Here is a 13,201-nt window from a genome sequence, read left to right on the forward strand (position 1 = left end):
CCCCGAAACGGGTGACAACAGGGTGACAGCGCTATGACGCTGTGGCACAGTATGCTATGTTTGCCGCTGTCCAGTTGTCGTACCGGTACATCGAAACTCGGGCAAGGAGTATTCATTGAAATCAAAATTAAATAAGTAAAACAATGGCAAAATTCATAAACGGTGCCAACGGCACCTTTTCCGGAAAAGTGGGCAGCGTCATCGGCGCAAGCTGGCGCGGTATCCACTACCTGCGTGGACTGTCGAAAAAGACCAAGATACCACCCACCGAGGCACAGGTGGCCCAGCGCCTCCGCTTCGCCCTGGTCACCAAATTCCTCTCGCCCTTGCTGGGCATCCTGGCGGTGGGCTTCCGCAACGTGCGGCGGCTTACGGCGGCACAGTTCAGCATGGCGGTGAAGCGCAACATCGAGCAGGCGGTTATCGGTGCAGCGCCGGATTTTGAGCTGGATTTCTCGGCCATCACGCTCAGCGAGGGCGGCTTGTACATCCCGCTCACCAGCGCACTGGAGGTGGCTGAAGGATCGATCACCCTCTCGTGGGATCCGGCGCCCAATCAGTTTGGCGGTGCCAGCAACGATGTGGCTTACATCGTGGTGTACAACGCGGAGCGGCAGCTCTTCATTACCACGGAGACACCTGCCACGCGGGCGAACGGCTCGGCCGTGGTAGACGTGCCGGCACCTTTTGCCGGGCAGCAGGGCCACGCGTGGATGTTCTTCGCCAGCCACGACGGCAAGAAGGTTTCAGCAACGGTCTACCTGGGGGAAATCACCTTCCAGTAGGCCCATGGTTTCACCGGCAGGGGGCATGGCCCCCTTGCCTTACTCAATAACCGTACGGATTATGGCTATTCTCAAAGGAGGTGCGCTGCACGGCAAGGTGGGCGGCCTCATCTACTACACCCGCAACGGGGTATCCTATGCACGGTCGGTACCCAAGCCAGGCGCCGCTCCGCCGTCGCCCGCCCAGCTGGCGCAACGGCTGCGGATGAAGCTGGCGATGCAGTTCCTCGCGCCCCTGGCGCCGGTGCTGGAAAAGACCTTCAAGCCGTGGAACAGGCAGGTGTACTCGGGGCTCAACTGGGCGACCAAGCAGGTGCTGCAGGATGCGGTGGCGGGCGAGTATCCCGACCTGTACATCGATGCGCCACGGGTAAAAGTGAGCTGGGGCGCACTGCCCCGGTTGGACAAGCCCGAGCTGTCGCCCGGCGGGGACGGGCGGTTCACACTCCGCTGGATACCCGGCAGCGGTCGGTTTGCCGATAACAACGAGCCGGTGTTCCTGCTGATTTATAACGAGACGCACGGACACGTGGTGGTAAGCGACGGCACGGCGTGCCGGGGCCACGGGCAGCTGACATTGCAGGTGGCACAAGAGGTGCTGCGGGGTAAGGTGCATGGCTATGCCTTCTTGACCGACCGCGCGCGCCGATCGGCGTCGAAAAGCGTGTTTTTGGGAACGGTGAGCGCTCAATAAGAGGCGAGTGCCCGATAAGATTGAAAATCATGAATGAAAAACAACGAATCAACATTATCCGCGTGGCGCAGGGGAAGAACAGTACCCTTAGCCACCTCTATATCGGCGGCCTGTTTTGCTGTTACCTGCTGGAAGACAGTATTCGCAAGGAAAAGATCCAGGGGCTTACCTGCATCCCCGAGGGGGAGTACCGCCTACGCCTCAACCCGTGGGCGGGCATGAATGCGCAATACGGGGTGAAATACCCGAAGGTGCACCGGGGCATGCTGGAGATCACCGGTATCCCTAACTTCGACCTGGTATTCATCCACATCGGCAACTACCATACGCAGACGGCGGGCTGCCCGCTCACCGGCTCGTACTGGCAGCGGCTGGATGGCGACTACCAGGTGCTACACTCGGCGGCGGCATATAAGTACGTGTACCCGCTGCTGGTGGGTGAGATGGAGAAAGGAAACAATAGGATCGTGGTAGAGAATAGGGTTTAGGATTTTGGCCTGCTGCTCCTCGTCTGAGAATTGCTAACGCTACGCTTGCAATTCCTAGGTCTCGTCTGCAGCAGTCGTAAAATCAATCGTGAGGCAGGGACCTTATTTCCACCCCAAGGCAGCTTCGGATGCGCGCAAGCAACCTAGCGGCGTGAGCGGCGCGAGCGTTGCAGTTCCGTTGGGCCTTATTTCCACCCCAAGGCAGCTTCGGATGCGCGCAAGCAACCTAGCGGCGTGAGCGAAGCGAGCGTTGCAGTTGCGGCGCACATCCGAAGTGCTCCTAATCCGCATTCATTTATTAATCACAAAACGACAAAAAGCATGAAGGAAAACAACGAAACCGTCGAGCTTCCCGAAGCGGAGAAGCCGACACTATACGACAAGATCAAAGAAACGCTGGCGATCGCCAGCCAACTCATCATTGCCGCACCCGTAAAGCTACCACCCAAAATAGTGGTCGTCGCCAAGTACGTCGCACTGGCGCTCGGCGTACTGGAAGCCGTGGAAAGCGCCGCGAGGAAAGAGCGGAGGGAAAACGATGAAGACGAGTAACCTCAAGCTGACCGTAGGCACAGGCAGCGGTACACTGCTAAGCACACTGGCTGTTATAGGTACCCACGATGTGCTCAAGACCGCCGCTCTCGCAGCCATCGGCGCTGTGGTGAGCTTTGCGGTGAGTTGGGGATTGCAGCGGTGGTGCCGACGAAAGTAATTTTCAAAGCGGGTGTGGATGCACCCGCTTTTTAAAAGACATTGCTTCGATAGCGTGATAGCAAGGCGGGATATTGCTTACAGATTGCCGCTATGATACTAACCGCGTTAAAAGCGCGTTAAGCCGAATCGATAGCCCATCTTGGCGCGCATGGAGTGGATACGCCTTTGAAAACCTCTGCCTACTTCATGTACAGCCTATTAAAAAAGCCTTGGGCATCTCCGGGGTATACGCCGAGGTGTCGTCGTGGCAGAGCCGCGAACACGGCGCGCAAATCGATCTGCTGATTGATCGCCGTGACCATATCATATCGGTATGCGAAATCAAGTTCTCGAAAGACCCGTATGTGATCAACAAAGCGTACCGGGGGGAGCTTGAAAGAAAACTGACGGCCTTTCGCTTGGAAACGCAAACCCGGAAGACGGTGTTTCTCACATTAATCAGTACGTTCGGGCTGCAGGCTAACCAGCACTCCATCGGCTTCGTGCAAAACGTGGTAACGATGAACGACCTATTTGGCTAGCGGCACGCAATCAGGACCTAGGGGAAACGTACATATATCGCTGCTGATGGAGCACAAGTGGGGCTTGTTATTTTGCTAATTGTCTTCTTTTATATACCTTTGGATCGATGGGCGTGTCCGTAACGTCGTAATTCTAGGATACGTCCGTCTAGCCGATTATTGGATTATGAACCCCCCGCTTGTATTTATAGCGCTACAACAATTAGTCTGATCGATATGGATATGGTCTCAACTGACGAAATTGCGTTACTGCGAAGATTAAGAACGGGGGATGCCCGGGCGTTTGAGACGATGTACCATCGGTATAAACGTCCACTGGCCAAAAGCTTATTGCGGTTATTGAAAGCGCAGTCACTGGCCGAAGATGTTTTGCAGGAGTCGTTTGTAAAAGTGTGGGAGCGCCGGGCTTTCATCGATCCGGAACGCACATTCGGAGCCTATCTTTATCGAATAGCGGTCAACTTGGTCTACGATATTTATCGGCGATCCAACCTTGATCGAAAACTGACCGACTACCTGATCAGCCATGCAGACGATGTTTACACGCATGTGGAAGAGCAAATAATCAACCGTGAACAGCTCGGTGCATTGAAGGCATTACTGGAGCAAATACCTCCCCAGCGCAGACGGGTCTTTGAACTGTTTAAGCTGGAAGGCAAATCCTACCAAGAAATCAGCATGGAGTTGGGTATCTCTAAACCAACCATTAATTCGCATATTACCAAGGTTAACCAATTCCTGCGGGACAAGATTGGTGGACATCTGTTTGAGGGGATTTTGATCTGTGCAATTTCCGGCATGTTTCCGTTCGAATAAAAAAATAGATTTCCATCATTACTTTTTTGCTGCTGTCCGTAATACAAGAAAAGGACAGTAAATGGACCGTGCTAACCAACTCGTAGAACTGTTTCGGAAATTCTTGGCAGACGATTATACGGTGGCCGAATTCCGCCAATTGCAAGACTACTTCAGTACTGATGGCCATGCGGAGCTGATTAAACAGCTCATCAGGCAAGCGATGCGCGAGGAAGCGGATGACGTGAAAGATCAGGAGGTAGACCTCCTTTTAGAACAAGTGGATGCACGGCTTTCCTACAAGCTTTTTACCACAAGTAGTCATTCCTCGCCAAAGAGGCACTGGTTGCTCTACGCGGCGGCGGTGGTGCTCATAGCGCTATTGGGTGTGTGGGCTTACATGGGTGATTACCTTCACCTCGGTTCAACCGAAAACGGTCAACAGTTCACACAGGCAGATGTTGCACCGGGAACCAACAGGGCTACGTTAACATTGGCTAATGGAACCATCGTAGCGCTAAACGAAGCGCAACACGGCATTGTCATAGGAGAGGAGCTCGTCTATACCGATGGGAGTAAGGTCTTGGCCGAGGGGCAATCGCAGACAGGGGGGCAAGTACAGCTACTATCCTTATCCACACCTAATGGCGGGACCTATCAACTTACGCTCCAAGACAGCACAACGGTGTGGCTGAATTCGTCAAGCACATTATCCTACCCAAGCCATTTCGACGAAGGTGAACGCGTGGTGCACTTGACTGGCGAAGCTTATTTTGCGGTTAACCCCCAGCATGGGCAAACGGTCAGGAGCCAAACAACGGCTCCTTCGATCCCATTCAAAGTCGTCACAAACGGCCAGACCATCCACGTGCTGGGTACCGAGTTTAATGTTTCGGCCTATCCCGGCAAAAGACAGGTCACGACCACATTAGTAGAAGGGACTGTGGAAATCGCTGCAGAAAACACAGCCGCCACGAAGCGGTTGGCACCCGGCCAGCAAGCTATCGTACAGGAGGGCAATGTGCACGTGTCGGACATAGACGTTCGCCCATTTGTGAGTTGGAAAAACGGCGTATTCTATTTTGACAGAACGCCCCTGGCCGATGCGATGGACGCATTAAGCCGCTGGTATGATGTAGAGGTGAGCTATGAAGGCTCGATCCCCCGCACGCATTTTTATGGCGAGATAAGCCGAAGCAAACCCTTATCAGAAGTATTGATGGTCCTTAAAGAAGGGGGGGTTAATTTCCGGATCGAGCCAGTGGAAGGTCGATCCAAGCTTATCGTCTCTGAAACGGACACTAAAAATAAAACCAATAAAAAGGGAGGTTACCGATGAGGACATAACCGATTAGACCAGATGAACCGCCACCAACAAAAGCCGGATAGTGCTGGAGACACTACCCGGTAACCGTTGCGTGTCGTTGACCTGTTGCAAATGCAGCAACGAGTTTAGCCAATTAGTATAAACAACGCAAGCAATACAAACATATGATTTTTGATGTAACCATCAAAGACCCGCGCTGGTCTTTGACGTTCAGTGTGTTATTGATGATAAAATTAACGACAGTCATCACGTTGTTGATGATCACGCAAGCCGCAGGGAAAAGCCTCGCACAGTCGATAAACCTCAAGGCAACCGATATTACGTTGGCGGAAGCGATGCGACGTATCCAACACCAAAGCGGTTATACGTTTTTCCTGAGTGGGGAGCACATCGGGGAACTGAAAGTAAACCCGGAAATCGAGGATGCAAACCTGAAACAGGCGATGGATGACCTGCTGACGCCCTTGGGGTTGGAGTGGGTGTCAAAAGGTGACATTATCATCGTCAAACCCCCGGCAAGACGGGCTATGCCCACGAAACGGGCCTCGCTAGCGCTGCACGAAACACCGCGACCACAGCAACGGATGATCAACGGACGCGTAACCGATGAAAGCGGGGCCGCATTGGAGGGCGTGACGGTAGCGGTAAAAGGATCGTCGCTAGCTACGTCTACAGACCCGGATGGGCGGTATCAACTCACCTTGCCGGAAAACGCACAGGTGTTGGTGTTCTCCATCGTGGGGTACGGGCAACAAGAGCAATCCATCGGCGAGCAGTCCGTTATCAACATGACTCTACGGGAATCGATGAGCGATTTGGAAGAAGTGGTGGTGGTGGGTTACGGAACGCAGCGCAAAAGCGACGTCACCGGCGCGGTGTCTACCTTGGAGGGCAGGGACATCGCCGAGCGGCAGGCCGTGCAGGTATCGCAGGCGCTCCAAGGAGCAGTGGCGGGTGTGACTGTCACGCGCGACAACGGTGCACCGGGGGCCTCATCCACCGTCAGGGTGCGTGGGGTGACCACCATCGGCAATAACGATGCGCTGGTCATCGTGGATGGCGTGCCCACCAGTAACATCAACAACGTCAACCCAAATGACATCGCCAGCATAAGCGTGCTGAAAGACGGTGCGTCGGCTTCCATTTACGGTTCGCGGGCAGCGGCAGGGGTTATCCTGATTACCACCAAACGGGCTCGAGAGGGCCAGTCTGCGCTGAACTACCAATACGAATTCGGACTGGAATCGCCCACGCAACTTCCGGAATACACAGACATCGTGCGGTACATGGAGTTGTTTAACGAATACCTCCATAACGACGGCACGGCGCCCCTGTATCCGGCCGACCTGATTAACAATTACTGGGAAAACCACCGGGCCAATCCGGACGCTTATCCGGCCACCGATTGGCAATCTGCTATCTTGCGTAACAATGCCCCGAGGCACCGGCACGACCTGTCATTTATCGCAGGTACCGCCAAGCTGAAAACAAATGCGTCGCTGAGCTATGCTGCGGTGGATGGTTTGTATGAAAACCGCTCGTACGACCGGTATACCGCACGGATCAACAACGACATCCAGGTGAATGACTTCATCAAGGCAAATGTGGATGTATTTTATAAGCGTACCTTTTCTGAGGCTATCGCTGGCGAAAACCCCATATATGCAGCAAGGGCCTTGCCGGGGCATTTCGCGCATTTGTACTCCGACGGACGGTACGCCCCCGGAAAGGAGGGCAGGAATCCCTATGCCGAGGTGCGCGACGGAGGATTCCGAAATGAAACGTATAACCAGCTTGGCGGCAGGCTTATGTTTGAGGCGAAACCGCTGAAAGGTTTGACCATGACGGCACTGGTGTCGCCGACGTTTGACTTTAATAAAGTTAAAGTGTTTTCCAGGGTGATCGAATATTCAGCATTGGAAAACCCTGGGCAGGTCATCTACCGCAACCGGCCCAATACCATACTCCGTGAAGAACGACCTGAAACATTTACCTTCAACGGGCAGATGCTGGTGAACTACGCCACGGAAATCGCCATGGATCACCGCGTGGAAGCGCTGTTGGGCTATGAGGAGAATTACATTAAATCTGAGGAGTTGATGGCTTCCCGCCAAGGGTTTGCGCTGCAGGATTTCCCGTATTTGGACGTTGGCGCATTGGATTTACGTGATAACAGCGGAACAGCTAGTGAAGCGGCATTGCGTTCGGTTTTCGGCCGGCTGATGTACAACTATAAGGACAGGTACTTGTTGCAAGGAAATCTTCGCATGGATGGATCCTCACGTTTCCATCGTGACCACCGTTGGGGGCTATTTCCGTCGTTCTCTGCGGGGTGGGTAATTTCCGAAGAACCCTTTTTCAACGGGATTTCCCATGCTGTTCCCCATCTTAAATTCCGCGGTTCGTGGGGGATACTCGGCAACGAACGGATGGTAAATTTCTATCCCTACCAAGCGTCTATCTCCTTCAACAATGTGCTGTTCTACCAGAACAATGCTTTGCTGCCCCTGCAAACGGGGGCGCAGCTTGTGTATGCCATGTCAAACATCACCTGGGAAACCACCGAATCGCTCGACTTGGGGATGGATGTGACATTTCTGAACAGCCGTTTGACAGCTACGGTGGATTACTACCAAAAGGAAACACGCGACATCCTCCTGCAGTTGGACATCCCTTCGTACATCGGCTATGGGGCACCCAACCAGAACGCCGGCGTAGTGCGGGCTAGGGGTTGGGACCTCGAACTGGGCTGGCGTGACAACATCGGCGAACTTAACTACACCGTAAGCGCTAACGTGTCTGACGTGAAAACACAGGTGGTAGACCTCAAAGGTACACAACTGCGCGGCAACATGGCGCAAATCGAAGGGCATGAGTTCAACTCCTGGTTCGGATATGTGAGCGAGGGCCTCTTCCAGACCGAAGCAGAACTGCAAGGCGCGCCGGTGCCGAACGCCAATACGCGGGTGGGCGATGTGCGGTATGTAGACATCAACGGCGATGGAAGGATCACGCCGGAAGGCGATATGGTGCCGCTTAGGGGGGCAATGCCCCGCTATACCTACGGCGGTAACATCCGCCTGGACTATAAAGGGTTCGATCTGGGAGTGGTCTTCCAAGGTGTGGGCAGAGTTAACAGCCGACTCAGCAACGTCCAGGTGGAACCTTTCCTGGAGGCCTTCGGCAACATTCCGACGAACATCGACGGAAATTTCTGGAGCCCCTACAACACGCCCGAGCAGAATCTGGCCGCTAAGTACCCCCGGTTATCGCGGACATCCGCATCGAACAACTACCAGATGTCTGACTTTTGGCTTATAAACGGAGCTTACTTCCGATTGAAGAACGTGACACTCGGCTATAGCCTACCCACCGAGACCGCGGCGAAAATACGCATGCAGGGCCTGCGCATCTATGTGGCCGCCAATGATGCGGTGACACTGCATGGATTCCCCAGGGGATGGGATCCGGAAGTCGGATCAGGCAGTTACCCCATTGTCCGCACCGTGATGGTCGGATTAGGATTAACACTTTAATGTTCAAAACGATGAATAGCTATAGATTAAACTTGGCCATTTTAGCCTTGATACTTTGCTCGGCCTGTGTGAAACTTGATCTCGACCCATTATCACAGAGCGCCACGGGCAATTTCTATAACAACCAGAAGGAACTTGAGTTGGCGGTAAACGACTTGTATCACGTGAATTTCTGGGAAAACGATAACGAGGAGTATACCGATAATTTCTGGCACCGGGCATCTGGTGGCAACGCCATTACCTTCGGCAACATGGATGCCGAAAATCCAATCGCGGATAGCCTGTGGTCGCGTGCTTACCGCGCCATCGCCCGGGCCAACAGTTTATTGGAAAACATGGATGATGCAGCTGAGTCGACACCCGAAGCGGTGATGCTGCGCATCGAGGCGGAAGCCCGCCTCGCCCGGGCCTACCAATACATGCGTCTCGTCACCCATTTCGGCGATGTGCCCCTGATGACCGAGACACCCGAACTGGAGGATGCCTACGATGTGCAACGGACAGCGATGGAAACCATAGTGGACTTTATTTTTACGGAGCTGGATTGGGCGGCGGAACACTTACCGGCATCGTATGGCGGTGATGTGAAACGCTTTACCAAAGGCTTGGCGTGGGCCATCAAAGCGCGTGCGGCACTGTACACAGGGCATTGGGCCGAAGCACGCGATGCGGCTGCGGCCGTGATGCAACTGGCCAACGAGGGGATTCACGGGCTCTATGGTGATTACCGGCAGCTATTCTTACCTCCGGGAGCCATCAGTAACGAAGTGGTTTTCTCGGTACCTCGCTCGCAGGAACATGGTCTCAGCTCCACTGCATTGTATGCCCGCGACTTTATCTCGCGCAGTACGGGGGGGTATGGCGCGCAACTGCCTACCTGGGAGCTGATGGATAGCTATGAATGCACCGATGGGCTGCCCATCGACCAGTCGCCGCTGTATAACCCGCACGATCCCTTCGCCAACCGCGACCCCCGGCTGTCGATGACGATCGTGCCTTTCGGGGAGGTTTGGCTTGGCGTGACCTACCAACCCCACCCGGATTCGCTGACGGTATGGAGCGTGCGGGATAACCAGCGGATCAGCAACCTCGACAATCGCGCCGTCAACGTTTTTGCGAGTTATACGGGTTTGTTGTGGAAAAAGCGGGTAGACGAAAGCTGGGTGACCCGCTTCACGGAGGATAACGATGCCATCATCTTCCGCTATGCCGAGGTACTGCTCACCTACGCCGAGGCCAAGGTGGAACTGGGCGAGGTGGACCAGTCGGTGCTCGACGCCATCAACAGCGTACGTGCACGGGCATACGGTGTGGAGGTGGGTAGCACAGGCGACTACCCGGCTGTGGCCACCACGGACATCGCCGCGCTCCGAACGCTGATCAAACGTGAACGGCGGGTGGAGTTCGCACAGGAAGGCCTGCGCTACATGGACCTCATCCGTTGGCGGCTGGCGGAACGTGCGCTCACCCAACCGGTGTTGGGGCTGCCCGACCCGGCAGATCAAGACCGCGACAACTGGCCGTTCGCGGGAGCACCGACCATTGACGCAGATGGGATGCTGGATTACTCGGCCCTGATGGGTCACGCGAAAATCCTGGCGGAACGGAATTTTGACCGCAGCCGTCAGTACCTATGGCCCATTCCGGCCAGTGAGCGGCGGCTCAACCCACAATTGGACCAAAACCCGAATTATTAACCGTAAAGAAAAGACATGACACGAAATAGATCAACCCCGAAATGGTTCCTTGCACTGCTCTTAGCCGGATGTCAGTCGGTGCAGAATACCGTGGTTTCAGACCGACCTTCCTTCAGCGGCATCTATCCCCACTTGGCCTATTATAACGAGGAAGGCGAGTGCGGTACTGGTGCCGTGGTGCCTTGGGCAGACCGCTTATGGGTGGTTACCTATGGGCCGCACTTGCCGCGCGGCTCATCCGACAAGTTGTATGAAATCACGCCCGACCTACAGCAGATTGTGCGCGAGGAAAGCATTGGCGGCACACCGGCAAACCGCATGGTACACCGAGAAAGCAACCAGCTTTTTATCGGCCCCTACGCGATAGACTCGATGGGTAATGTCCGTACGATACCGTATGAACGGATGCCGGGGCGCCATACGGGTAACGCCCGTCACCTCATCGACCCAGCGAACAAAATCTATTATGGTACCATGGAAGAGGGGTTTTATTCGGTTGATGTGCATACTCTGGCGGTAGATACGCTGTTCCTCGATGGCAATGCAATGCGCAAAGCAGGGGAGATGGGGCAGGAGGCACACCTGCTGCCGGGAGCGCACGGCAAGGGCCTGTATTCCGGTCAAGGCGTGTTGGTCTATTCCAACAATGGGGAAGCGACCAAGGAGGCGCTGGAGCGTTTTGACGTGGAGGCTGGGGTGTTGGCCGAGTGGGATGGCAACGAGTGGACGACCGTGCGCCGCAACCAGTTTGTGGAAGTGACCGGCCCGGGTGGAATCACGGGCAATGCCGACCCCGATACCGATCCGATCTGGGCCACGGGTTGGGACCATAAATCGGTGATCCTCGGCGTGCGCTCGCCCGAGGCGGGCTGGGCATTCTACCGCCTGCCAAAAGCTAGCCATTCGTATGACGGGGCCCATGGCTGGAATACCGAATGGCCGCGCATCCGCGATGTAGGCACGGAAGGTGAACCGGATTACCTGATGACCATGCATGGGATGTTCTGGCGGTTTCCGGGTACGTTTGCCGCCAAGCAAGCCGCAGGGATACGCCCCCGGTCGGCCTACCTGAAGGTGGTGGGCGACTTCACCCGCTGGCAGGACGGGCTGGTGTTCGGCACGGACGATTCTGCGGAAAAAGAGTTTCTGAACAAGCGGAAAATCAAGGGCGGCATCGAGGGCCCGGGGCAGTCCAACTCGAACCTCTGGTTCACCGCACTGGACAAACCGGACCAGCTGGGGCCAAACACGGCCAGCGGCGCAGTATGGTTGCAGGAGGATGTGGCCGCCGGTGCAGTGTCTGAACCCTTCCTCTTCGCCGGATGGGATGAACGTGCGGTATGGGCCACCAACGAGGGAAACCGGCAGACGACGTTGGAGTTTGAGGTCGACCAAGCCGGCGATGGGCAATGGCAGACAAGGCAGCGCTTGACACTGGATCCGGGCGAAACCATGCACCTGGCGTTCGCAGCTGAAGATAAAGGGGAGTGGATACGGGTAGCAAACACCGAAGGTACACAGCTGACCGTGCAGTTTACCTACACCGATAGGGGCCGCTTCGCCGAGTATGACGGCGCGCTTTTCGCAGGGCTGGCAGACGTGGCCAGCGGCGGGGAGACCACCGGGGGGCTGCTCTATGGATTGGGCGATAACCGGCGGGCGTTGGGACTGCTCGCGGGAACGCACGGGCCAGGCGGTTTTAACGAAACGGGTTATTACGAGTTGAATGGTGAGATGGAGCTGAAACGGGTGGACGATACGGCCACTGCCGGCTTTATCCGTAACCAGTTTGCGATCCCGGAAGAGGTGGTGACCATTGATGAGGCTTCTGCGCTGGTGGTTGATGACCGTGGGCGTCGCTGGCGGCTGCCATTGGGCGATAAATCCTATACCAAGTATATCGAAAACGGTTTGCTTCGGATATGCCGTGAGGTGGCCACGGAACGCGACCTGCTGAACTTGCACGGTACCTTTTATGAACTGCCCGCCGAAAATGCCGATGGTTTCGCGAAGGTGCGTCCCGTGGCATCGCACGGGCTAAGGATACATGACTATGCCTCCTACCGAGGGCTGCTGGTGATGACGGGTGTGGATGACGAAACGGAAAATGAACACATCATCCGGTCGGACGACGGACAGGCCAGTGTGTGGGTAGGAGCGATCGATGACCTGTGGAAACTGGGTAAACCGGTGGGGCAGGGCGGCCCATGGAAAGATAGCGATGTGCAACGAGGCGTCGCCTCCGACCCGTACCTGATCGGGTTCTACGACCATCGGGAACTGGAACTATCACACGATGGTACGGAAGCCGTGACATTCCGCATCGAGGTTGAACCGGTGGGGCACGGCCCATGGATGACGTATGAGGAGGTGACGGTAGAACCGGGTGGTACTTTTAAACACGTGTTCCTCGATGAGTTCCAAGCGCGTTGGATCCGGTTTGTGAGCGACCGAGACTGCAAGGCAACGGCATGGCTGACCTATCGCTAAACGGTTTGTCGGTACATAGACGCCACGGGCACATCACCCGTGGCGTTTTTTAGGGTCATCCTTTTTTTGAAATCGATTTATTGATTGAAAAAGGACTACTGGCTTACCTTTCCCTTACCAGTTCCTTACCAATTCCTTACCTCCGCCTTACCAT

The 13,201-nt window shown here is 55.3% G+C and carries 11 protein-coding genes; all 11 read left to right on the forward strand.

The genetic code is table 11. The annotated features are described in order from the left end of the window. Positions 1-143: 143 nt before the first annotated feature. The 11 genes from ACFOET_RS11605 to ACFOET_RS11655 all read left to right on the forward strand — a co-directional run bounded on the left by ACFOET_RS11605 (position 144) and on the right by ACFOET_RS11655 (position 13,047). Positions 144-785 carry a DUF6266 family protein gene (locus ACFOET_RS11605; RefSeq protein WP_379022765.1) on the forward strand — a complete coding sequence of 214 codons (642 nt, stop codon included), beginning with the start codon at positions 144-146 and terminating at the stop codon, positions 783-785. Next, entirely contained in the window at positions 688-1,479 is a 792-nt protein-coding gene (locus tag ACFOET_RS11610) for a DUF6266 family protein (RefSeq protein ID WP_379022767.1), read from the forward strand. The genes ACFOET_RS11605 and ACFOET_RS11610 overlap by 98 nt, the downstream gene beginning before the upstream one ends. 29 nt (positions 1,480-1,508) lie before the next feature. Beyond that, positions 1,509-1,967 (forward strand): DUF5675 family protein, encoded by a 459-nt coding sequence (locus tag ACFOET_RS11615; RefSeq protein ID WP_379022769.1) that lies wholly within the window; start codon positions 1,509-1,511, stop codon positions 1,965-1,967. A gap of 234 nt (positions 1,968-2,201) precedes the next feature. Continuing rightward, positions 2,202-2,519 carry a hypothetical protein gene (locus tag ACFOET_RS11620; protein ID WP_379022771.1) on the forward strand — a complete coding sequence of 106 codons (318 nt, stop codon included), beginning with the start codon at positions 2,202-2,204 and terminating at the stop codon, positions 2,517-2,519. Further along, entirely contained in the window at positions 2,506-2,679 is a 174-nt protein-coding gene (locus tag ACFOET_RS11625) for a hypothetical protein (RefSeq protein ID WP_379022773.1), read from the forward strand. Before ACFOET_RS11620 ends, ACFOET_RS11625 begins: the two co-directional genes overlap by 14 nt. 73 nt (positions 2,680-2,752) lie before the next feature. After that, positions 2,753-3,202, forward strand: coding sequence for a hypothetical protein (locus ACFOET_RS11630; RefSeq protein WP_379022775.1), 450 nt, complete (start codon positions 2,753-2,755; stop codon positions 3,200-3,202). A gap of 216 nt (positions 3,203-3,418) precedes the next feature. After that, complete coding sequence (locus ACFOET_RS11635; protein ID WP_379022777.1) at positions 3,419-4,018, forward strand: RNA polymerase sigma factor; 600 nt, start codon at positions 3,419-3,421, stop codon at positions 4,016-4,018. Between the two features lie 61 nt (positions 4,019-4,079). Continuing rightward, entirely contained in the window at positions 4,080-5,336 is a 1,257-nt protein-coding gene (locus ACFOET_RS11640; RefSeq protein WP_379022779.1) for a FecR family protein, read from the forward strand. A gap of 152 nt (positions 5,337-5,488) precedes the next feature. Next, complete coding sequence (locus ACFOET_RS11645) at positions 5,489-8,860, forward strand: SusC/RagA family TonB-linked outer membrane protein (RefSeq protein ID WP_379022782.1); 3,372 nt, start codon at positions 5,489-5,491, stop codon at positions 8,858-8,860. Positions 8,861-8,871: 11 nt separating this feature from the next. Further along, positions 8,872-10,557, forward strand: coding sequence for a RagB/SusD family nutrient uptake outer membrane protein (locus ACFOET_RS11650; RefSeq protein WP_379022784.1), 1,686 nt, complete (start codon positions 8,872-8,874; stop codon positions 10,555-10,557). A 15-nt stretch (positions 10,558-10,572) separates the two neighbouring features. After that, the gene (locus ACFOET_RS11655) at positions 10,573-13,047 is read left to right on the forward strand and encodes a hypothetical protein (RefSeq protein WP_379022786.1); all 2,475 of its coding nucleotides are present in this window, start codon (positions 10,573-10,575) and stop codon (positions 13,045-13,047) included. Positions 13,048-13,201 lie beyond the last annotated feature (154 nt).

The organism is Parapedobacter deserti (genome assembly GCF_042646065.1).
Taxonomy (GTDB): domain Bacteria; phylum Bacteroidota; class Bacteroidia; order Sphingobacteriales; family Sphingobacteriaceae; genus Parapedobacter; species Parapedobacter deserti.

Coding starts and splice junctions, on each gene's coding strand:
- ACFOET_RS11605 (WP_379022765.1), top strand. CDS start 144: ATGGCAAAATTCATAAACGGTGCCAACGGCACCTTTTCCGGAAAAGTG.
- ACFOET_RS11640 (WP_379022779.1), top strand. CDS start 4,080: ATGGACCGTGCTAACCAACTCGTAGAACTGTTTCGGAAATTCTTGGCA.
- ACFOET_RS11615 (WP_379022769.1), top strand. CDS start 1,509: ATGAATGAAAAACAACGAATCAACATTATCCGCGTGGCGCAGGGGAAG.
- ACFOET_RS11635 (WP_379022777.1), top strand. CDS start 3,419: ATGGATATGGTCTCAACTGACGAAATTGCGTTACTGCGAAGATTAAGA.
- ACFOET_RS11645 (WP_379022782.1), top strand. CDS start 5,489: ATGATTTTTGATGTAACCATCAAAGACCCGCGCTGGTCTTTGACGTTC.
- ACFOET_RS11650 (WP_379022784.1), top strand. CDS start 8,872: ATGAATAGCTATAGATTAAACTTGGCCATTTTAGCCTTGATACTTTGC.
- ACFOET_RS11655 (WP_379022786.1), top strand. CDS start 10,573: ATGACACGAAATAGATCAACCCCGAAATGGTTCCTTGCACTGCTCTTA.
- ACFOET_RS11625 (WP_379022773.1), top strand. CDS start 2,506: ATGAAGACGAGTAACCTCAAGCTGACCGTAGGCACAGGCAGCGGTACA.